The 21,523-nt window shown below is 51.7% G+C and carries 22 protein-coding genes and 1 pseudogene; 12 read left to right on the plus strand and 11 right to left on the minus strand.

Translation table 11 applies throughout. From position 1 onward, the window contains the following. Positions 1-2,369: 2,369 nt before the first annotated feature. The gene (locus BLP45_RS01470) at positions 2,370-2,957 is read left to right on the plus strand and encodes a diguanylate cyclase (protein WP_090369069.1); all 588 of its coding nucleotides are present in this window, start codon (positions 2,370-2,372) and stop codon (positions 2,955-2,957) included. A 130-nt stretch (positions 2,958-3,087) separates the two neighbouring features. On the opposite strand, the gene BLP45_RS01475 is transcribed toward BLP45_RS01470, so the two are convergent. Then, the gene (locus BLP45_RS01475; protein ID WP_090369071.1) at positions 3,088-3,777 is read right to left on the minus strand and encodes a PEP-CTERM sorting domain-containing protein; all 690 of its coding nucleotides are present in this window, start codon (positions 3,775-3,777) and stop codon (positions 3,088-3,090) included. A 186-nt stretch (positions 3,778-3,963) separates the two neighbouring features. Continuing rightward, complete coding sequence (locus BLP45_RS01480) at positions 3,964-4,977, minus strand: methyltransferase (protein ID WP_090369073.1); 1,014 nt, start codon at positions 4,975-4,977, stop codon at positions 3,964-3,966. A gap of 424 nt (positions 4,978-5,401) precedes the next feature. Between BLP45_RS01480 and BLP45_RS01485 the strand changes: the two genes are divergently transcribed. Further along, entirely contained in the window at positions 5,402-5,791 is a 390-nt protein-coding gene (locus BLP45_RS01485) for a hypothetical protein (RefSeq protein ID WP_090369074.1), read from the plus strand. A 78-nt stretch (positions 5,792-5,869) separates the two neighbouring features. On the opposite strand, the gene BLP45_RS01490 is transcribed toward BLP45_RS01485, so the two are convergent. The 4 genes from BLP45_RS01490 to BLP45_RS01505 form a co-directional block, all read right to left on the minus strand. Further along, positions 5,870-6,358, minus strand: a complete 489-nt coding sequence (locus tag BLP45_RS01490; RefSeq protein ID WP_090369076.1) for a hypothetical protein — start codon at positions 6,356-6,358, stop codon at positions 5,870-5,872. A gap of 386 nt (positions 6,359-6,744) precedes the next feature. Continuing rightward, the gene (locus BLP45_RS01495) at positions 6,745-7,818 is read right to left on the minus strand and encodes a DNA topoisomerase IB (RefSeq protein ID WP_090369078.1); all 1,074 of its coding nucleotides are present in this window, start codon (positions 7,816-7,818) and stop codon (positions 6,745-6,747) included. A 99-nt stretch (positions 7,819-7,917) separates the two neighbouring features. Further along, entirely contained in the window at positions 7,918-8,442 is a 525-nt protein-coding gene (locus tag BLP45_RS01500; protein WP_090369080.1) for a hypothetical protein, read from the minus strand. 250 nt (positions 8,443-8,692) lie between these two features. Further along, positions 8,693-9,139: a carboxypeptidase-like regulatory domain-containing protein gene (locus BLP45_RS01505; protein ID WP_090369082.1), complete on the minus strand. Its 447-nt coding sequence runs from the start codon at positions 9,137-9,139 to the stop codon at positions 8,693-8,695. A gap of 48 nt (positions 9,140-9,187) precedes the next feature. Here BLP45_RS01505 and BLP45_RS01510 point away from each other — a divergent pair, with 48 nt between their 5' ends. Continuing rightward, positions 9,188-9,781, plus strand: coding sequence for a hypothetical protein (locus BLP45_RS01510; protein WP_090369084.1), 594 nt, complete (start codon positions 9,188-9,190; stop codon positions 9,779-9,781). Between the two features lie 214 nt (positions 9,782-9,995). Here BLP45_RS01510 and BLP45_RS01515 read toward each other — a convergent pair whose 3' ends face one another. Next, positions 9,996-10,211 (minus strand): hypothetical protein, encoded by a 216-nt coding sequence (locus tag BLP45_RS01515; RefSeq protein WP_090369086.1) that lies wholly within the window; start codon positions 10,209-10,211, stop codon positions 9,996-9,998. 269 nt (positions 10,212-10,480) lie between these two features. Further along, positions 10,481-10,717, minus strand: a complete 237-nt coding sequence (locus BLP45_RS01520) for a hypothetical protein (RefSeq protein WP_090369087.1) — start codon at positions 10,715-10,717, stop codon at positions 10,481-10,483. 824 nt (positions 10,718-11,541) lie between these two features. Between BLP45_RS01520 and BLP45_RS01525 the strand changes: the two genes are divergently transcribed. The 4 genes from BLP45_RS01525 to BLP45_RS01540 all read left to right on the plus strand — a co-directional run bounded on the left by BLP45_RS01525 (position 11,542) and on the right by BLP45_RS01540 (position 15,898). After that, positions 11,542-12,024 (plus strand): response regulator, encoded by a 483-nt coding sequence (locus BLP45_RS01525; RefSeq protein ID WP_090369089.1) that lies wholly within the window; start codon positions 11,542-11,544, stop codon positions 12,022-12,024. A 27-nt stretch (positions 12,025-12,051) separates the two neighbouring features. Next, positions 12,052-12,717, plus strand: coding sequence for a LuxR C-terminal-related transcriptional regulator (locus tag BLP45_RS01530; RefSeq protein ID WP_090369091.1), 666 nt, complete (start codon positions 12,052-12,054; stop codon positions 12,715-12,717). 353 nt (positions 12,718-13,070) lie between these two features. Next, positions 13,071-14,975, plus strand: coding sequence for a glycosyltransferase family 2 protein (locus BLP45_RS01535; protein ID WP_090369093.1), 1,905 nt, complete (start codon positions 13,071-13,073; stop codon positions 14,973-14,975). 647 nt (positions 14,976-15,622) lie between these two features. Next, positions 15,623-15,898: a hypothetical protein gene (locus BLP45_RS01540; RefSeq protein WP_090369095.1), complete on the plus strand. Its 276-nt coding sequence runs from the start codon at positions 15,623-15,625 to the stop codon at positions 15,896-15,898. A 234-nt stretch (positions 15,899-16,132) separates the two neighbouring features. On the opposite strand, the gene BLP45_RS01545 is transcribed toward BLP45_RS01540, so the two are convergent. Then, positions 16,133-16,291 (minus strand): DUF3309 family protein, encoded by a 159-nt coding sequence (locus BLP45_RS01545; protein WP_090369097.1) that lies wholly within the window; start codon positions 16,289-16,291, stop codon positions 16,133-16,135. A gap of 731 nt (positions 16,292-17,022) precedes the next feature. Here BLP45_RS01545 and BLP45_RS01550 point away from each other — a divergent pair. From BLP45_RS01550 to BLP45_RS01570, 5 genes are all read left to right on the plus strand, one after another. After that, positions 17,023-17,874, plus strand: a complete 852-nt coding sequence (locus tag BLP45_RS01550; protein ID WP_090369100.1) for a CAP domain-containing protein — start codon at positions 17,023-17,025, stop codon at positions 17,872-17,874. 151 nt (positions 17,875-18,025) lie between these two features. After that, the gene (locus tag BLP45_RS01555) at positions 18,026-18,235 is read left to right on the plus strand and encodes a hypothetical protein (protein ID WP_090369102.1); all 210 of its coding nucleotides are present in this window, start codon (positions 18,026-18,028) and stop codon (positions 18,233-18,235) included. Between the two features lie 19 nt (positions 18,236-18,254). After that, the gene (locus BLP45_RS01560) at positions 18,255-18,743 is read left to right on the plus strand and encodes a DUF4385 domain-containing protein (RefSeq protein WP_090369104.1); all 489 of its coding nucleotides are present in this window, start codon (positions 18,255-18,257) and stop codon (positions 18,741-18,743) included. A 516-nt stretch (positions 18,744-19,259) separates the two neighbouring features. Beyond that, positions 19,260-19,763: an NUDIX hydrolase gene (locus BLP45_RS01565; RefSeq protein ID WP_090369105.1), complete on the plus strand. Its 504-nt coding sequence runs from the start codon at positions 19,260-19,262 to the stop codon at positions 19,761-19,763. 378 nt (positions 19,764-20,141) lie between these two features. Continuing rightward, positions 20,142-20,327 carry a CsbD family protein gene (locus BLP45_RS01570; RefSeq protein WP_090369107.1) on the plus strand — a complete coding sequence of 62 codons (186 nt, stop codon included), beginning with the start codon at positions 20,142-20,144 and terminating at the stop codon, positions 20,325-20,327. Positions 20,328-20,594: 267 nt separating this feature from the next. On the opposite strand, the gene BLP45_RS01575 is transcribed toward BLP45_RS01570, so the two are convergent. Both BLP45_RS01575 and BLP45_RS15030 read right to left on the minus strand, forming a co-directional pair. Further along, positions 20,595-21,119 (minus strand): SRPBCC family protein, encoded by a 525-nt coding sequence (locus BLP45_RS01575; protein ID WP_256327624.1) that lies wholly within the window; start codon positions 21,117-21,119, stop codon positions 20,595-20,597. Between the two features lie 271 nt (positions 21,120-21,390). After that, a pseudogene (locus BLP45_RS15030) lies at positions 21,391-21,504 on the minus strand (DUF2442 domain-containing protein); the annotation flags it as partial. Positions 21,505-21,523: the final 19 nt, after the last annotated feature.

The raw sequence follows: 21,523 nt of genomic DNA on the forward strand, positions 1-21,523 counted from the left end.
CGCAGCTATGATTATATTCGACCAGTTTTATTACGACCGGTTCCTGCATATAACCATCAAGGTACGCCAGATCCGAATGCGGCGTACTGACAGGCGTAGTGTGGACGCTTCGCGATCCTCCTGCGGCATGGTGGAGCGGACACGCCGACTACGAGGGTGTTCCGGACGGCCGGCCCTATCTGCACGAGATCGCGGTGTCTCTCAGGACCGGTCTCCATTGCAAGAGTGCCTGTTCAGCGGGGAGGTGGATAGGGAATGATCCATACAATTCAAAATGTCTGCGTGACGTAAATCTTCGATTAAGGTGAGAGCATCCGTATATCGCATTCAGGTAGCGGTAACAGGTTGTGGGAAATTTGGGCCGTTGGTTGCATGCTTCAGCAACCGCTGGCTTTATCATTGATTCCTGCTTTCCGCACATTGCGTGCGGCCTTTTGGGGGCAATGGATGCGTGTTACCGGTGCTCCATCCTCCGGCCAAATTAGACCAACTCGTCTCGGCGGGACTTCGATCTAACGGTAAACGATTTCTTTCCCCGCCGGTCCTGCTCCATATCGCTCCAGCGTTCCTGAGCCTTTGATTGTGAATGTTTGAACATTTTTTTCGTAAAAACTTCCGCCCCCTTATCAAGCAGAGCTGAGAAGGATTCGAATGTCTCATCATGATCATGTTTCTTCACCGCCTTCTCCTTCAAAAACCTGCAATAAAAGAACCTCAAAAAATCCGATGTGGGTGCGCGCCCGAATCCTGCACAGAATGTTTCGCAAAAGATAATCCATCTATAGAAAAATACTGTGCGATACCGAACCTACCGGCTGCCGGATTTAAAGTAAATCAACGTCGTATTCTCGATTGTTCAGGGAATCCCGGGAGTCCGTTGTGCGCGTATGAGATTGAGTTCGTGTCAGAGGCCCGGTTTCTCCCGGTCGCACAAAACAGGCGTCTCTCATAATGTCCTTAACCCCTTAACATTGCCCCGTACGCCATTTTAAAGGATGATTTTGAGAGGTTATGTCAGTCGGGTAAGTATTTCTGTTGTTCACAATTACTGTGGGTAAGTTTGTTGATAACCGCTGAACATGGCGAGTAAGTTGCCTTCCTGTAACGATTTTTTCCTATTTGATTGTTTTTTGAACTTCATCAATATATCTTTTTTATCAATAGGTTACGATGAAAGTAAAGATTCATGCGGGTTTGGCCGGTGCAAGTGTGAAAGTTTTATGACGCGATGTGGATTATTTCTGAATGTCAAGAGAAATTTTCTTTTTTTGGGAAAGAATCTGACGCTGGGTTGCACATATAAGGAGTGCGCGATGCTGGAAGATTGGAAGTGAAATTAAAATTATTCTGAGAGCAGGCATCCGCAAAGAGGCGAGAAGGAGAGGCAGAAGGGAAGCCAGGAAGGAAAGCTGCGAAACTAAAAGTTGGACGGGAGGGGAGTTGCTATGTGAGAAACCTGCATCCAGATCAACTTCCAACCGAACAATTTCTGGATCGTTTGCAATGCGTCCTTTCCCAAATTGTTTAACTCCCAGGAAACCTCTGAACAAGTCCCACGGGGCGCGACGGCGGCTTTGCGGGATGAGATGCGGGAAAGGCGACAACGCGAATGGTCGATCCCCTTCGCTGGGAGCTTGACGAAGCAGCCCGCCCGCAAAGCCGCCGTCCCTTCGCGCAGTTGGCAAATGAGCGGCAGAATCGGGCGGCTCACCGCGTTGCACTCCTTGGTGTCGTAGACTACGGCCTTCTCGTGCGCCTTGCGAGCATCCTGATTTTGCCGCAACCGCTCCGTGGAGGACGTGTTCAGAGGTTCCTTAGGTACGGCACTGTTGATACAGCGGCAAAAGCATTAAAATTATCTTCCGCTACCCGCGCCGGGTAAACGGACTAGCATAGTGAGCTTGCGCTGTCAGTTATGTTCTCCACAATTGCTGTGGATAAGTTTGTTGATAACCTTTGAACACGAAAGGTAAGTCGGCTTTCTGTAACATTATTTTCTCAATTGACCATTTTTTGAACTTGAAAAATATTATATGTTATCAGTATCTTATGTGGAAAGCTAGCATTCACGCGGTTTTCGGGAAGGTGTTGCAAGCATATATGTCGCTTGTGCTACAGATGTGGATTACTGCCAAATGTCAATAGTAATTTCGACTTTTTTCGTATAAAAAATTCCGGAGGCCTGGTAGTGGGACAGCACTATTGCGCATCAGTATCGGCGCAGGTTCGTGTAAACCAAGTGTCGGAATTATTCCGCAAGCCGCTGGACCGGCCAGTCCGCTTCGGCTAATCCATTTCAGGAACTGCGCAGATCAGGGCGCTGTCGAATAATGGAGAGGGAAAGGCGGCCAGGGAAGTGGAGAAGGATTATGCTGCAAGATCCCGCGGTTCTCATACTGATGTACTTCATCTTGCCGGTCTGGCTGCTGGCCGGTTGCGCCGACTGGCTTTGCCATCGTGCCTCGCATATCGAGACAACGACCGGCGCCAAGGAGTCGATGCTCCATCTCCTCATGTTCGCCGAGATCGGCCTGCCGCTGCTCGCCGCGATCTTCCTGCAGGTAAATGCCGGCATTATCGCTTTGATGATCGTCGCTTTCTTCGTCCACGAGGCGACGGCGCTATGGGATGTCAGCTACGCGGTTACGGCACGCCATGTAACCCCCATCGAGCAGCACGTACACAGCTTTTTAGAGTTGATACCGCTGATGGCGATCCTGTTCATCATTTCACTTCACTGGGGCCAATTCCAGGCGCTCTTCGGCCTGGGACCGGAGACCGCCCGGTTCCACCTCGCGTGGAAGGAGGAGCCTTTGCCGGCCCCTTATGTGCTGACCATCATGGCGGTTATCCTCTTGTTCGAGCTGCTTCCCTACGTCGAAGAATTTATTCGCGGACTACGGGCCAACCATGGGGCGCTTGTGCCATCGAAGGCACGTACGCATGGGAAACACTGAGTGATTCCACAATTACGGCGCTATCGTACCTGTATATCGAATTTTAATTGGCCTACCTGAGCTGGTGAGCCGAACAGAAAAAAACAATGTGCCGTCGCTTCCGCGACGGCACTCCTGCAAGGGGATTCGGTCAAGACGGGAGAGATGACTGCCGGCGCAAGCGCGCCGCCGCCAGGCTCAGGATACCAAGCCCGAGAAGCGTCAGCGTCCCGGGTTCTGGAACGCTGGCAGGAAGCTCTGCTAGCGGTTCGGATGCCGGCACGAAGATTCGCTGGTTGGTCAGACTGGTATCCCCGACATTTAAATGGCCGCTCGCGGCAAGGTGCGAATATACGCCATTACTATTCATTGCCTTTATATCCCAATTTTTTCCCTGCATGGTGAGTTCAAAAGATTTACCATTCAGCAAAAAGTCCTCTATAAAATCAAACCCGTTGAATACGCCATTTTTGAACTGGATAGCAGGGGTGCCTTGAATCTCCGCATCGCCAAAATGGAATTCGAGGGGATTACCGCCAAAGATAATATCAAGGATCAGATCGTTTGAGAGTCCAGCAACTGAGGCCAGCGGAATATCCACCACCCCGCTTCCGGCCCCCGGGATAAGCGAGGAGTCGAACATTACGTGCCCGCCAACGAAACCTTCCGGGCAGTCGGAACATGTTTTGGTTCTTTGCAATCCTAGTTCATCTCCGAACTTGGTCACATTGGTAACATCGCCCGAGAAATCCGCCATGGTGTAGATCGGCAACGCTTGGACCGGCAAGGCGACACCCAGGACAAGCGCTGCGATACCTGTTATCCCAAATAATCTGCTCATTTGTTTTCCTTGGTTGGAGGGTGTTATTCCAGCGGCATCTTATAGATTTGTGGCAGGTTGTCTATTGGACTAAAGTACACCCTCCGCGTCCAACAAGCGTTGGCGCAATGAAGCCTAATTCTTGGGGGACCTGGGGACAAGAAAACGTAAGGCGTGTATCCGGCAGATGCTATCCCGGAGCTGCTGCTATTTAATCCCGATCACCATCGAATCCGCTCCGGTCAGCGGTTCTACGCGCATGGTGGAGAACCCGGCGTCTTTCATCCAGGTTTTGCAATCTGCGCCTGTATAATCGAAACCTCCCGGCGTTTCGATCAGCATGTTCAGGCTCATCATTAATGCGAACGCGTTTTGTGAGCGGTCATCGTCGATAATGGCCTCGTAAACAATGAGCGCGCCACCGGCAGGAATGGCCTCGAACGCCTTCCGGATGAGCATCTTTTTCGTCGGCAGATCCCAGTCATGGAGGATATGTCCCATCAGCACAACGTCTGCTTTCGGGAAATCATGCTTGAAGAAGTCGCCGGGCACGAAGGTAAGCCGGTCCGCGGCACCCGTGGTGACGGCGTATTGCTGAAAAATCGGGGCGACTTCGGGCAGATCGAACCCCAAGCCGCGCAAGTGCGGGTTGGCGAGTGCGACCTGTACCGCAAGATCCCCCTGCGCGGTGCCAATATCGACAAACGTGTGATAGTCCTTCCAGGGAAAATTGCTGGCGATCAGGCGATTGGACGCATGGCTGACGCCAGTCATCGCGGAGAGAAATTCCTGCAGCCGGGCAGGCTCGGCATAAAGGATTTCGAAGAGGCCAGCGCCGCCGGTCTTGCATTCGTTTTGCGGCTGACCCGTGCGAAGCGCCCCGGTCAGGTGACCCCAGAATGGATAGAGGCGGCGGTTCGCCATCTCGAGGATGCCACCAATATAAGACAGTTTCTTCCGATCGAGGAACATGTCGGTCTCAGGGGTGTTGCTGTAGCGGCCACCCTCACGCTTGAGGAAACCCAGCGCCACCAGCGCGTCCAGGAAATCGCAGGCTGAGCGGGGATGGAGCCCGACCCGTTCGCTCAGCGACACCAGGTCCAGGGAGCCATCCGCCAATTCGGTGAATACCTCCATTTCGACGGCGCTGAGAAGCGTTTTTGATCCCCAGAAGGCCATGCCGGTCTGTAAAATATTGTCGGGAGTGGGATGGTTGCTCATGGATGGCTCCAATGGAAAGAGGCTGTAAGGTATAATTCCGGCCAGTGCGGGTCTTGATAAAAAATCCGGCGGACCATTATCGTATTTCGCATCGTATTCGGGAATTCAGCAAGGGGCAGGTGCGTTAGAACTATATAACGGAACACCAATCGACGGGAACTAACATTTTCACAACTTTGGTATCAATGATTATTTCGTGGGTTACCGTTTTTTGTTTTGGCGTAGCTATTCCTTAATAATGGTTGACGTATATGTACTTCAGTCCAATTTGCAACATTCCAAAAATCCGTAAGATAGTGGAACGTCTCCAATAATCCACATTGACACTTGCCTTTGGATTCGATTGTGCCCATCATCGCAATGCAATGGCAGGACTGGCGTCGGGAGAGTTAGTTTTGAAATCGCTTACAAAGGGAATCTTGTCATGACAGCCAAACCCAAGCGCGCATCAGCGCAAGCAGGACGGTCCACCACCCCTCACGCAGCCCAGTCTCTTATACCGATCAGTCTGTGGAAAAGCGATGCGATCGGCGTCACCGCGTATGTGTACGAAGAACCCGAAGCCGCGATACGCCAGTCCGGATTGGTGCCTGAATGGGTGGGTTATCCCACTGAACGTCCGGGCTCCGGAATCGCCGTACCCGCGCATCATTTTTTCCCCAATTATCTGAAGCTGTTGAGGCTGCAAAGCGGACGTTTACGCCTCATCATCGATGCCCGTGCTGTACTGCGAGCCGACGGTTGCTTCCAGTGCTTTATTGACAACTTGCTGGCCGACCCCCAGCTTTCCCTGGTGAAAGGCGAGCCGGTATGAGTATAGGAAGCCAGCAGCACGAGTTTACCAAGGAAGCCTTTGGGGCGCTTTGTGGCTGAGCCGGGTGATTTATCGCGCTCAGTGATGATGATGGTGCCCGCTACTGCCAGCCGCTTGAGGTGTGGCACCTTTAGCTTTCATGGCAAGTTTGGCCCTGGGCTTTAGCGGGGTGAAACGGGCCGAGTATGCTTCCTGCCCGGGCAGTTCGATAAATACGGTGACTACTGTCTCGGGGCTGATAGAGAAATCTCCGGTCCCTTTGAGCATATTATCGCCTGCCTGTTCCAGTTTGATTGATGTCCTGCCTTTGTTCTTGCCGGTTTGTATAGTGGCCTTACCGGAGCCGCCTTCGGCGCTGAGCTTGCTGTTGGCATGATCCATCACATAAAGCACGATTTCCTTATTCTTTGCGACAAGTTCCAGATGATAAGGTCCGGACATGCGCATTTGGCCGCCATGAGGCGACTCGACGGAGTCGAAATATTCTTCGGTATGCGCCGCAGCGAACATGGATATTCCGGCCAACGCCGCGCCAGCAAGAAGGGTGGCAACTCTTAATGTATTCATTTTGAATTTGTCCTCGGTTACGCAGAATTCGGTTAAATTTCAGGGAAATTTTCTGTTTTTTAACATATACCCCTGTCGGGTATAAGTCAATACCTTTACAAGGGTAAGTTGCATCCAGTGAGCCACTGCGGGTAAACATAAAATACGGCAAGTGTCATGGAAATAAGCGGCTGGCGGGGACGCAGCAAAAGCCAGCAAAAACAACTCGGATAAAGCTGTTTATCCGGCCGGGTGTGCCGCTGAATCCAGGCCAGATATAAGTTAGACTGGGTTGGTCCCCATCAATTCCATGATGCGGCAATATGCCACATGCGACGTTGCGCCGCAGCGGTTCATTGATGCGGAGAATGATCGGGATTGTTCCTTATGCACGATCCATGTGCGCCTCAGGGCTGCTCCTGACGAAGAAAAGCCAGAACCATGCACTCTAGCTCCTCGCGCACTTCCCCTCCCTGTTCTTGCATGCATTGGTGAAGAAGGCCTGTTTGCCAGGCGGAAAAGATCAAAGGGTTAATGTAGGACTTTCGGCAGACTGCGGGGGTATTGCGCAACTCCTCAGCAACTTTTCTTGTTGCGGATACAATGCAGGCTTTGAGGGCGCGCTTGCTTCGGCGCTGCGGCAATGGCGTATCCAGCATAAGTTCAAACGCTCTCAGCGTAGCGCCCCAGGTCCGGAAATCCTTGGCGGTGAATTCGCCACCCATTGTTTCGTGGAGGTAGCTGTTTACCTGCTCCGCGCCGACGGAATGGCGTTTGCCGTCATCATCCAGATATTGAAACAGATGTTGACCCGGCAGCTGTTGGCAATCCCGCAGGATTTTCACGATACGTCTATCATCAATCTTGACCTCATGTTCGACACCGCCTTTCCCGCGAAATCTCAGCAGCGCATGTCGCTTACCGACGGCGGAAAGATGGCGCTTGCGCAGGGTGGTAAGGCCGAAGCTATGATTGTCGCGTGCATAGGACAGATTGCCGATACGCACGCGGGTGGTGTCCAGCAAGCTTACAATAGCCGCGAGAACTTTTTCCCGCGGCAGGCCGCGCCGTCTCAGGTCACGCTGTAGATGCTGCCGAAGCCTGGGTAGCGCTTCTCCGAATTCCGCCATGCGATTAAATTTGATGCTGTCCCGTACCACGCGCCAGCAGGGATGATAACGATACTGCTTACGCTGGCGCCCATCGAGCCCGGTGGCCTGCAAATGCCCCTGGGCGTGAAGGCAGATCCACACGTCGGTATAAGCCGGTGGTATCGCCAGCTTGGCAATACGCTCAAGCTCAGCCTTGTCGGTAAGCGCTTTTTTATCGGGGCCAACGTAGCGAAATCCACGGCCGCGGCGTAATCTATTAATTCCAGGCTCATTGTCAGAAACATAGACCAGCCCGGCGGCTACCGCCTGTGCCGCCAAAGCCTCCGCGCTTATCGCGCTGGATTCGTTCTTATGACGCGACGAAGCCATGCACTACTCCGCTGTTTGCAAACTTTGAACTCGCTCAGCCTCCTGCCAGACCTGGAGTCCGCAGTTTCTGTCACAACCGGTGGCAGCAACGAAAGCGAATCAATTCACCAGTTGCGGAGGAGCCGCCGGATCGAAGTCTACCCAATTACCATTTACCCACTTGCCTTGCGCCCGTTCGATGTCGGCAGCGCCGTGTTGTCTCAAGTGATCAATTATCCGCTGCGTGTTACCGGCATTTGCGACACGCACCGCCAGCATCATTCCGGCCGGCCGTAAATGCGGGCCTTTGTTCGTACCTTCACCTTCTTCCGGTAAACCTCTCGCCGCACCTGCAAGTGAACCGGTGTAACCCCCAACCGCGGCTGCGACCGCGCCGGCCGCGGGACCACCTACGAGGGTCGCAATCGTGCCTGCCACAACCCCTCCGGAGGCCGCTCCTGTTGCCGCACCTTCCCCGGCGCCGCGGTCACCGGAACTTTTGGCTTCCCTATCCGAGTCGTGAGCACCGGGCTGGTTGTTAAAAAAAATGTAAATATCATTCTTGCTCACAAACTCGCCCAACGAGGCCGCAGCTGATCTGGCCTCATCTTCTGTTTGAAACCGTCCTGCAATTATATTTTCCATAAAATTTCTCCTTGGTTGGATTACCTGTCTTCCCGGCCGTCCCTGCGCGTGCGGGTTATTCAGCGGCTTGTTATTGGTATTTATGGTAACTGCGGATATTTTGCCAATGGCTAAGGACGAATTACCTGCTTGGACAAGCTTGGCCCGGCAGCGTTTCGCTGGCGTCCCGGATTAAAGAGAGTAAAGAGAGGATTCGTACGCCTTATGCCATTTCGTTGAAATCGATCTCTTCAACTCGGTCGGGAACAGGTTAATTATTTTTTGTATTTTTTGGTTCAGGCCAGATTAAAGTCATTTTTTTAGCGGCCCCTTCCTGGAGGTTCAGGTTACGATGAAGGGTGGCTGATTGATAGGTGGCGTCGAGGGAGTATTTTCCGGGCGAGAGGTTTACCAGCAAGTAGGGGCCTTCGGCGATCGTATCCAGAACAGTGTTGCCCAGTTTATCTTTAATTGTTATTTGGACGTCACTGATGTATTCGGCTCCGGAGCCCGTTGCCTGCGTCAGCTCAAGCGCCAGTGACCATGCGCTTCTTGCCTTCAGCATCGCTTCCGACTCATCCTTGCCTATGCCTCCCGAAATAAATTGTGTTTGGCCCTGCGATTTCACGGGCGGAAGCGAAGAGCTTATCTCGGCGAAACTTAAGGTTGAAAAAATCCCAGCTAAAACTATAGTTAACTGAACAGTATTCATTTTCATCGAGATCAATCCTTTTCAAAAAATACGCTTCGGCCCGGAAATTCAGTTATGCGTACCTTTATTTTAATAGAGGATCAGCCTGCAACCAACGACCAGGACGCGTTATTCCAGCATGTCTTCGACAACCTGAGAAATGTAATAATTTGCGCAACCCTGACCCTTGCGGGGGCCGGGGTCATCAAGTTTCGCACTGAGCTGGAGCCCTTTGGCGCAACCATCAATGCCGCTGTTGGCATCCTCCTCATCCTGACAGCATTTTTTCTTTGCGGATGGAACATGGTCAACGGTTACAAGAGAATTGTCACTTCAACCCAGGGAACAACAAAAGCCGGTGTTTATGTACTTGCCTTTCTTGTATACGGCTTCCTGGCTTTTGCTGTGCTTCAGGCATGGGGAATGCTCCAGACGAAGAAACTGCATACCGCTGTGCCCGCCGTCGCAGTGGAAAGGGTAAAACATGCGCCCGCTCCCTTTACCCTGACTCTGGATTGTTCGTTGGACCCTGCGTCCGCTTGCACCAAAAACGTTGTTTTGGTGCCATACACAGCATACCAGGAGGATATGCGGAACTCTTCAGTGGTAAGCTTTCTTATCGAAGACTATATACCATGGACGGATGCGGTTCTTTCATCCTTGCAGTAGTCCAGTACAGATCACCTGGGGGCTAGTGTAGCGAGTCAGAGATATCGCTACTTAAAAATGACTGGATTGCCGCCATACTGCGTTGCGCGTCGTTGCATATGAATAACTATGCGCCTCCTCGCGCCTTGTCTGACAACAACCCAGTCATTTTTAACATTCCTTCACGGTTTATTCATTCGAATCGGTTATGTACCGATATCTCTGATTCACTACACTAGGATGGACGCTGCGATTTTGAAATAGTAGAAAGCTTCGTTTCAGATGTATATGCTGATAAAGGATAGTAAACGGTACGTTTTGAGTTCTCCTGATGTACGCTTGGGGTCTCTGATTCCAGGCGAAGAAGCAAGTCATCCAGACGGTCATCATCTGCCGGATTGCCGCTTAAGCCGAATATATCTATTAATCCGGTATTTTCGGTATTTCTCATCGTTTGCTCCCTGTAGATTTAAAAAAACCGGCGGAGCTTATGAGGCCTTACCGGCTTTACACCTCGAACGGTTCAAGGAGCCGAGCGGAGCGTAGGCTTGATCACTGCGGAACAGGGATCTCGCACTTGGTAAATGCTCTCACTCCACGATAATAAATTCTGTGCGGTCTCCCACATATCCGCAGCCCTGCACGTGATAAGGCGAAGTCGGGTGTCGACAGGCAACAGCCATAAAGACAGAAAAAGATATCCGGCACCGTTACTTTCCATCAATCCACGCTAACAGGGCACACAATAAGTTGCCAGCTCACAGTGCCAAACTCGAAGGCGTGTTGATGGTGGTTTTGAATGGGAAGTGGCTGCCCTTTGGCTGTGACAATTTCATGACCACAGCCGTTGCATCGGTAAATTCCGGAATCCGGCGCGGTGGCGCCGGCAGGATATTTTTTATCAAACTTGATATGTTGGGATTGAATAAGGAAGCTAGCGTTTTGATAGTGCGCCATGATTGCTCAAAGTTCCGGTTAACAACGGCTACAGAAATGAGAATTTGATGCCACTGGGTGAAAAATTAGCAAGCAACTGCAATATGCCGGGTTTTGGCTGTATTGGAAATTGGACTGAAGTACACATTGGCTTGTTTGCGGGACCCGAGGTTGAATTCGGGTGAGGGAAGAAAGATGGCCGGCACGCTATGCGTCTTAGCGCACAGATGCGGCGCATGAAGTGGGGGAATGATATGGCGTTAATCAACTTCTATAGGAGTACGCCATGAACAACTTGATCTCCTGGGGTGCCTTTATTCTGATACTTCTTGCGGGGCTGGGAGTGATGGGAGTGAGTTGGAGCTAGTGTAGCGATATCTCTGACTCAACTACATCAGTATTTGAGGATTAAGTTATGTGTGTCTAGATTATCGAAGCATCGGCGTGGATCGGAGCCTTCGGAGCGAACGTCCGAAGCCAAAAGCAAGTTGGGGTGCTTGCCGCTGGGAATCCATCATGGCGTAGCCGGGGTCAAGTGACAACTCATCTTTTACCGGTTGCGTACCCTGTAACATTTTACAGCTATCCACTAAGTGCGGGGCATGGTCCAATCATGTTATCAGTCCGATGAGTTCTACTCCATGCAGGCCGAATAGCGTAGAGCAAAGGTTGCACCGCGGTACACGCTTTTGGGCCCAGGAAGGTTTCCTCATAGGTTTTGACCTATGAATGCCTGAAGCAATGCGCAAAAGCATCGCAATAAAAGAGCGTTCTAAGCGAACAATAAAAGTGCCGGATACTTGCTGTTCAACCCCTGACAGCAAGATTGAGGAATTGGAGGAACTATGCAAAAGGTTACTGTAGCCATAGCTGACACAGACCTGGCAAGGCGCGCAAAACTGGAACAATCGTTGCAGGGCGAGCAAGACATCAAGGTGCTCACAAACATCATATCGGAGGGAAGGGAGGGTTCCACCGATCATCAGCTCGACTCCGGTGCAGACATTACGGAATTTGAAGATGTGATTGCACGAATTGGCCGCCTCAAACCTCGTATCCTTTTTGTCAATCTTGATCAGTCTACCGGCGGCTTCGCTCTATTGCAGGCTTTGCATCGCGAGTATCCCGAAACGCTCCTGGTCCTGTTGACCGATAAATCGGCGGAAGAGGAGCAAATAATCGAGGCGTTGGCCAACGGTGCACGCGGTTGCCTGGACCACGAAGCAGCCCCCTCCTATTTTTTAAAGGCGGTCCGCATGGTTGACCGGGGCGAGGTCTGGGTGACGCGAAGAATGCTCGGTAAAATCATGGATAGAATATTGCATTGATATGATGAATATCAGAAGGAGAAATTCTTGATATTACTTGCAAGCTCTTCCCAGGAAGACCTCTCCCGCTGGGAGCAGGCGGTGCAAAGCCTTGCTCCTATCTTCTGTTCAACTGCTCTCGATTCGGTAAAGCGTGAACTGGTACGGATAAAGCCACAAATTCTCTTGCTTGATCACGATATGCCGAAACTGGATGGAACGGACGGGGTTCTGGGTCTGATGAAATTGAACCCGGAAACGAGAGTGATTGTCTTGACCCGGCTTATCTCCGACGAAGTCGAATGGGCTTTATTCAGGACAGGAATAAGAGGTTGTTGCAGAAGTGATACTGAGCCCGACCAACTGAAGAATATCGTCGAGTGCGTTCAGCGGGGGGAATTGTGGATCCGGCGGGCGCTGAGCTGGCACCTTCTGAATGAACTCGTCATGATCACGCAGGAGAAGAACAGAATCAAGCAAGCCGTTAGTGATTTGCTTACAAATCTGACCCGGCGAGAACAGGAAATTGCCACACTTGTCGGGAATGGCGAGTCCAATAAGCAAATTGCACGGCGATTGGACATTACTGAGCGTACCGTGAAGGCACACTTGACCGAGGTTTTTCGTAAGCTGGACGTTGTTGATCGCCTTAAGCTGGCATTGATCGTGAAAGGCTCGATGACGCCCGGTGCTCCGTCAAGAACAGCGCATTAGTTCTTCCCCTTCTGTCAGATTTCTCGATCCTCCCCTTCGGGAGGCAAGTTTAACCCTCCTTGTTTTTTCAGGGCACACCGGTAGCTGCAAACGCAATCGATGGTCGCCCTTCATCAGGTTAAAGGAATGTTTGGTGCTTCCTTGTCAGTGGAACAGGAGCCTCGGTTTTCTTTGAAAAGGTTCCCATCGTAGCTGAAACCCGCGCGTACCGTTGCCTGCGAATAAAAATCCCATGTTCGGCTGATTAGAGGGGTGTATCAGAAACCGCCACCGAATAGTCGCCTTATGATTATACTTATCTCTCCCGCAGGGTAGCCCGGCTTCGGGCACGCAACGATAAGAAGGAAACAACAATGCCGCAGCCATACTCTCCATCGGTCAGTGTAGTAATTCCGACTTACCAGCAAGCACCATTCATCGGACGCGCGCTTGACAGCCTGCAGGCGCAAGCCGTAACCGATTGGGAAGCGATCGTTATCGACGACGGTTCGCGGGACGCAACAGCGGAAGTGGTATCCGCATACTTGAGGGACGTGCGGATCCGTTATTACCGGCTGACAGAAGAAAACCAGGGGCTTGGCCGTAGCTTGAATGAAGGTATTGCCAAAGCGGAAGCGCCTCTTATTGCTTACTTGCCGAGCGATGATGTGTATTATCGGGATCACCTGCACAGCCTGAAGGCATGCCTTGAGGGACAGACGGAAGCAGTATTGGCTTATTCCGGGGCATGCCACCATTACAACCGCCACGCCCACGGGCAGATTCCCGGATTTCCATTGCAACTGGTGCAGTGCATGCACCGAAAGACCACGGCGCGTTGGCTGGAGCGCCCGGAACTGGAGTCGGATGACCTGGAGCGTCTCTACTGGGTGCTGCTACGGCCCCTCGGCGTTTTTGCCGGCACTGACACCATCACCTGCGAGTGGGTGTCGCATCCGATGCAACGGCACAAGATCATGCAGGAACCTGAAGGTGGCATCAATCCGTTTCGCTCGCATTACCGGGTCGAAGAACCGATGCGCTTTCACACATCGGTAGGCCATTCGATTGATGAGGTGGACCACTATCGAATGATGCGCGAACGGCCGGATACGCCTCGAGCCGACGATGGGCTGAAAATACTCCTGGTCGGTGAACTGGCGTATAACGCCGACCGCGTGCTTGCATTGGAAGAACAGGGGCACAGGCTGTATGGGTTGTGGATGCAGAATCCGCACTGGTACAACACCGTGGGACCGGTACCTTTCGGACATGTCAAGGATCTGCCGCGAGACAACTGGCGCGAAGCGATAAAGCAGGTGCAGCCGGATGTTATCTATGCCTTGCTCAACTGGCAGGCGGTGCCGTTTGCGCATGAGGTATTAATGGCGACTCCCGGCGTTCCATTCGTCTGGCATTTCAAGGAGGGACCATTCATTTGCCTCGAAAAGGGAACCTGGCCGCAATTGGTCGATCTGCACCGGTATTCGGATGGGCAGATCTTCTCGAGTCCGGAAATGCGGGACTGGTTCGATACCGTCGTCCCCGGCCTGTCGCTGAGCAAACCTACTCATGTACTGGATGGCGATTTGCCCAAGCGCGACTGGTTTGACCAGCCGCGCACGCCGCGTTCCACTCCCGATAGCGAAATTCATACAGTCTCGCCAGGCCGCCCGATCGGCCTGCATCCACATAACGTGGCGGAGTTGGCCGCCTACGGCATTCATTTGCATTTTTACGGGGAGATCACCCATGGACAGTGGCTCCAGTGGATTGAAAAGACTCAGGCGATGGCATCCGGGTATCTGCATTTGCATCCCAACGTGGATCAAAGCCGCTGGACCCAGGAGTTTTCCCAATACGATGCCGGTTGGCTGCACCTCTTTGAGAGCGGCAATGGAGGGGAAATCCGGAGGGCAAACTGGGACGACCTGAACTACCCGGCCCGGCTAAGCACCCTTGCGGTAGCCGGCCTGCCGATGCTGCAAAAGGCAAATGACGGCGCAATCGTCGCCACGCAAACATTGACGAAGCAGCTTGGCGTGGGAATATTTTTTGATAAGACGGATGAGTTGGCCGCCCAGCTACGAGACCGCGAGCAGTTGCAAACCGTCCGTGAGCGGGTTTGGCAACAACGGCACCTTTTCACCTTTGATCATCATGCGCCGGAACTGGCCAGCTTCTTCCGCGACGTGATTGACTCGGCATCCAGGAAACCCGGGCGGGCAACAAGCTCCGTAGCGGAATCGCCACGCGTGCAAAGTCACCGGCGGGCATGAAAACACCGAATATCAGAGGACAAATGTACGGGATACTTCTGGCGATTTTCCGTGCGGTCCGCTTCAGGCGGCTGCGAGGAAACTGGAAGAAATTGGGGTAAGTAAGAAAGAGGAGCTCGATATCGTCTTTCCGGTTTTCTGGCTCCAAGAGCGCGTTGTGGTTCTGAGGAGACCGTATAATTTGCAAAATGATGATACCACAGCCCGGAAATGAGGAGATAACCTGGATCTACCAATGTTGTAATAAACGGTTAAAATCACAACCACAACCCGGAAAGAGCGTTGAATCGAGTGTCCATATCATACATATCCACAATATTTTGATCATGAACAGCTCAATAATAATTTGCGCCAGGATCAAGCGCTAACTCCTCTCATCTTTAACCCGCTTCGGCGGGTTTTTTATTACCCTTTCTTTTTCAGTTTGCCTCGCCCGGGAGCTTCCCGGTTTCCGACTTCCCATGGTACGGATACGGTGAATCATGGTTTAATTTGTGGAATTACACGAATTATGGGACGAAATGGGGGAGAATCATCCGTCGAGGTCTGGCCGGTAGAAGTTGCGTGGCGGAGCGCGGCGAGGGTTTAATTAAGCAAGAACCAGCAAAAGTATGTTAAAAGGCCTGAAACGAATCAGGAGAGCAATAATGCAATCACTATATAACCCGGACATATATCCGGATCAAGTTCGGGAAACGATACTGGAATCGGGACAGATTGGGATCGAGATCGCAAACCGGTGGATGATCGGGTGGCCGAAGAGAGCCGTGAACCTTCTGGTCAAGGATATGTACGAGGACGTGTTCCAGTATCAGCTTTTGCAGGAACAGGATGCGATAGCAAGAGCATCCAACCTCAGCCACCTCGCGCCAATGGAGATCGTCGTGATGTCGGGCCTGAGTCTGGAGCCTCCGGAGATGTAGATCGTTATCGCTGAAGCAGCAGCTTTGTCATCCGCAAAATCCGCCGAGCTTCCAAGGGCTACCTCGTAGAAGCCTCATCAAGTTCCACGTTGCCGCCAAGCAGGGCAGTAAAAGCTTATCCAGCGCCATTGGCTACTGCAGGCTACATCCGCCATTCAGCACAAATTTCCACGTGCAAGCCAAGGCGTTTGGGAGCCAATGCGGGGTCTGCGCCGGTGTCTAGAGGGGAGTAAATTATATATGCCCCAACAGAACCAGAATCAGAACGATTAACAGCACAAGGCCGATACCACCACTCGGGCCATAACCCCAGCCGCTGCTATAACCCCAGGTCGGAATCGCACCCACAAGCGCAAGCACCAGCAAGATCAAAAGAACAGTTCCGATAGTCATTTTGGCTTCTCCTCGTTTAGTTTTACATCAGGATGAGCTGACGGTCTGACATTCAGGGCAAAGACGCAATTGCGCCCCTATCATTGTTCGAATTATTGCCTCTTTATCGGAATCTTCTCTGTTCGTTGGCGAACAAAAAACGCAGATCAATCGAGTCTGGCCCTATTGATTTCCTCTGGGAGAGCAGCGCGGTCCGCTGATATTCCTAAAAATGGGAGTCCGGCTCCAGTTCCTCTAGCCAGAGCGTGGTGGAAGACAGGGTAAGTACGGCTACAGGTTCCGAATGGCTGCTGAGGTGGTTAAAGTGAACTGAGGAAAAAGCCGCGCCAAAGACTACGCCACAATGTGGCCTTTCGAACAGAATGAATAAGGGAAAAGGACAATAATAAACTGTAGCCAATGCAAGGAGGTGCGCCATGAACGACTTTCTAATGTTTTGGAGTACATATATTCTTGTGCTTATCGCTAGTTTGGGAGTGCTGGTAGTAGGTTGAGATGAATCGATGGCGATGGGCCCGGTGCGACTGCTACCGGGCTTTTTTATTGGCAATAAAAACGGCGGGAGCGGGGTAGGGATTATTACGCGTGAATCAAACAGGTATTGAGGGAGCGTGGATAGAAGTTATCTCCGGTACATTGGCACAGGTGATTCCCTGTCCTTGGCCGGGTTTAGAACTTTCGAAGTACGTGAGCCTCCCGTGTAGGCCGCATTTTTTAGGCTGGTAACTCGTATGAACGCAAATTGCGTTCTTCCTATTATCGTATTTGCGGGCGCGTCGCTGCCCCTGACTGTACAGGCTGCGCCGGACGGCGAGCTACTCGATCTGATTAACGCTTACCGTGCGGATCCTCCATCTTGCGAGGGTGTGCCGAAAGGACCGCTACCGCCGCTGGAGTCCAATTCAGCTCTCGCCCGGATGGAACTCGGAGCCGGTAGACAACTGAAGGAGGTACTGCGTGCTGCTGGTTTTCTGGCAGCGCGTGCCGAAGTCATAACCTTATCAGGGCCGTCGGATGCGGGCGCGGCAATGCGCTTCGCCGCGCAGCTCAACTGTCGTCTGCTACTAAGCCGGCGTTACTCGGTAGCCGGCGTGTCGCGGCAGGGCCGGGAATGGCAAATCCTGCTGGCGCAGCCGCTGCTGGGTCCCGATATTGGGGACTGGCAGGAAGCGGGACGCCAGGTATTGAAGCTGGTGAATTCAGAACGTGCCAAAGGGCGCGCTTGCGGCAGTGCGTACTATGAAGCGGTACTCCCGCTGCATTGGAGCGCAAAACTGGGAGCCGCCGCGCTCTCACACAGTCGTGACATGGCCCAACACAATTACTTCGGGCATAAGGGCAGCAACGGCAGTACCGTGGCAGTGCGCGCAAGGGACGAGGGCTATCTGTGGCGGAGGATTGGGGAGAACGTGGCGACGGGTAGGGCCAAGCCGGAGCAAGTGGTTGAGGGCTGGCTATCAAGTCCCGGCCATTGCCTCAACATTATGAACGGGAGTTTTACCGAAATGGGCGCCGCTTATGCCGTTAACCCGAAAAGCGACACGGTGATTTACTGGACCCAGGTTTTTGGAACGCCACGTTAGCGTTTGATCCATTTAGCCTCAATTGTTGGCACGACGAGCAAAAGGCAATATCAATGGGCAATATCAATGGGGTCAGACTCGATTGATTGTAAGACAAAAGCGGGATATAGTGCCGTTTTCCAAGATAAGAGATAAGAGATAAGAGATTGCAGTGGCGCGCTTGCCCAGGTTCATCATCCCCGGCCAACCGCAGCATGTCATTCTGCGGGGGAATAATCGTACAGCGGTTTTCTCCGAGGAAGCGGATTACCGGTTTTATCTGAATAAATTGCGGTTGGCCTGCAAGAAGCATGGGTGCGACATCCATGCTTACGTACTGATCGATAATATGGTTAAGGGAGAGAGCTACTGGGCTCAGTAGTTTTACGGGGAAACAAGTCGTGACAAATCATGATATCCCGTCTTATTTAAATTTCGATAAGCAAAGCTATCCGTGGAAACCGGATATCGATTATCGGAAGGAGCCTCAAAAATACCGGGTAGGTAAAGGCGAACAGGGGGTATTGATATGTGAACCCTATAAAAGCGAATTGACGCCGCATTGGCGCTTTAAAACGCCGGCAATGGCAAAAATCAGCAGCGTAATCCTTTATCAAATGTTTGAAAAATACCTAGAGGCGGAGGATTTTGTCGGCGCTGATCTCGCAAGGAAGTTCCTGCAAATGGGCTATACCCGGGCACGGCGATATGCGAATTATAAAAGCGGGATCAAATATGATAAAAACAAGGATTACGCTTTGAAAGAGAAAGGCACAGGCGATCCATTGAAAGCGCAAAGCGCGGCCATTTTTTACCAAAAATGGAAGCAGGCCGAAGCGCATCCTTATTATGCCTCTCGCAAGAAAGCATGGCGTGAGACATATGGATAAGCTGAGCTCGCTCGCTTGGACAAGTCGCGTCAGTCGAATTTGCTCGCGTGATTGGCTACAAAAACATGGGCCGGTCAGTTCTTATATTCGAGTCTATAAATAAATCAATAGAAATAAATCAAGGGTCAGATTCGATTGATCGTGAGATCGTACGGCCAGAACAATTTAAGATCAATCGAATCTGACCCTATTGATTGTACACATTGATTGTACACAAGGGACGAGGGCTATCTGCGACGGGAGGATTGGGAGAACGTGGCGACAGGTAGGGCCAGCCCGAGCAGGTGGTCGAGGGCTGGCTATCAAGTCCCGGCCATTGCCAATATTATGAACGGGAATTTTACCGAAATGGGCGCCGCTTATGCCGTTAACCCGAAAAGCGACACGGTAATTTACTGGACCCAGCTTTTGGAACGCCACGTTAGTGATTGATCCATTTAGCCTCAATTGTTGGCACGACGAGCAAATGCAGAATAAGTGTCTCATTAATACTTGATGGTATTCGGAGAGTTACATATGACCTCAACCAGTGCCGGAATCCTTCCCTATCGATTAAAACCCGATCGCATTGAGGTGCTGCTTGTTCACCCGGGCGGACCATTTTGGTCGAAGAAGGACTTCGGGGCGTGGTCAATAGCGAAAGGCGAGTATGAAGAAGGCGAACATCCTCTCCAGGCCGCGTTGAGAGAATTCTTTGAGGAAACGGGGCATCAGCCGGCGGCACCATATTTACCTCTTGCACGGCGCAGGCAGCCGAGTGGAAAACGCATTGAGGTATGGGCAGCCGAGAGCGAATGGGATCCTTCCAACCTGGTTTCAAATACGTTCACCATAGAGTGGCCAAAGGGGTCCGGTAAAATCCGGGAATACCCTGAGGTGGACCGCGCTGAGTGGTTTAATATAGCAGAGGCCGCTCGCCGCATTGTTCCCGGTCAACAAGGATTTCTTCAGGAGTTGCATGAGAAGCTGACCGGGAAAAAGCTCAGGGGTGAAACTGCCGGGGATGGATCTCATCCTTAAATGTCCTAACAGGCCCCATGAGTCAAGTCCTGCTTCATTTTGGGTAAAAACGGATGTACCCCAATTCTTCACCATGGATGCATCCAGTGGGCTGCTTTTTTCCGTCGGCGTTGACCGAGCGATTAGCTCGCATTTGCTATCTTCTTGCGATCTATATGAAACAGGCGGTAGAACATGAAGGCAATGATTGCCAGGTTCAGCGTCAGGGCCCACTTCAACAATCTGCTGCGGTAGCCTCGACTGTGGCCTACCGAACAGTATGAGCGGTTAAAAGACGTTAACCTGTTCCCATGTCGTTTTCAGTCTCAGTACTTGTGTCAGCACTTCAGTGCGACTGACTACGGTAATCAAACGTAAGTTTTTAACAGGAGATTGATCATGAATAAAGACCAAGTGAAAGGAACCGCGAAAGACGTCGCAGGAAAAGTTCAGGAAGAAGCCGGCAGGGCGGCAGGAAGTAAAGAGCATGAAGCCAAAGGCGTCGGCAAACAAGTTTCCGGCAAAGCCCAAAAGAAATATGGAGATGCCAAGGATGCCGCAAAGGACGCAGCGGACGAGCTTTAAGCTCTGCGTTCCGACACTCCTCTTCTAACCCGCTCCGGCGGGTTTTTGTTTATTAGCCCCGCTTCTTCGGTGCTGTTTCTACCGTCAATAAGATTAGCCAAACTCGCGGTAACTCAATTGATTATCATAAGGATCAATGGGATCAGATTCGATTGATCTTAAATTGTTCTGGCCGTACGATCTCACAATCAATCGAACCTGACCCCATTGATTATGTATATCGGGTAAAGGGAGCGCAGCCCAGTTTTATTATCCGATCCGGCCTGGTCATTTCCGGGACTTCGCCTTGCCCTTTCTCTTGATTATTTCATTTCGGATTTCATGGAACTGCTCCCGCATTTCATGCTCGATGAAGAGCTTTCCCACCGCCAAAGGAATCCAAATCTCCGGGATGGTATCAGTATGATGGATAACACGGGTTTGCTCGCCTTCAGTGATTAGCTGGGTGGTACCTTCCATCTTGCGCATGTTGCCACTGATCAGGTGTGTCCGGATCTTATGGAAAGGCATCAGTCTTATTTCCCGTGTTGACTCGAATGGATAGCTGACGGGACCGTAAGTCGCAACGCCGCGCTGAAAAATCGTCAACGTTTCTCCAGAAACGCTGACTACCTTGCTCTCTTCCAAGTTGGAGACAAAGTTGACCATATGGTCGAAGTCGGTTAGCACGACCCAGACTTCCTGTTGGGTGGCTGGAACGGTAAAAATTACATCAACAATAACGTTTTCCTCAATCATTTTTACCTGAACATCAATATCCTTAACCTCCATCGGACCTGCCAGCGCCGTCATCGTAAATAGCATGGACCACATGAATAGCAGGAAGGAAGCGTTTCTCATTGGCACATACAGGAGAGGGGGGGCGGGTTAATTACCCGTGGAATGGGAGGGAAATTCGAGTCTGCTGTAAATTATAAACAGACCATCTAAATCGCTGCCGGTGAGCCCCCATGGAACTCAGAAGTGCATTCTGCTCATGCGGGAGGATCAAGCGGGACTCGCAGGCGAATGTACTCGGGCATTTTACAAGTCATTGCCGGCCTATGCTCGTGGCAGTATCTTTTTATTTCTCCACCGCGCTCTTTTTGCCGCGCGTAGAATCTCGCTGCCCGGCCAGGAGCCCCGCTATCGAGACATCTTCGTCAAGATTGTCCCAACGAATGCCGTTAATCGATAGTTCGTATTTTTGCTGTTGT

It is taken from the genome of Nitrosospira sp. Nl5 (genome assembly GCF_900102495.1).
GTDB lineage: Bacteria > Pseudomonadota > Gammaproteobacteria > Burkholderiales > Nitrosomonadaceae > Nitrosospira.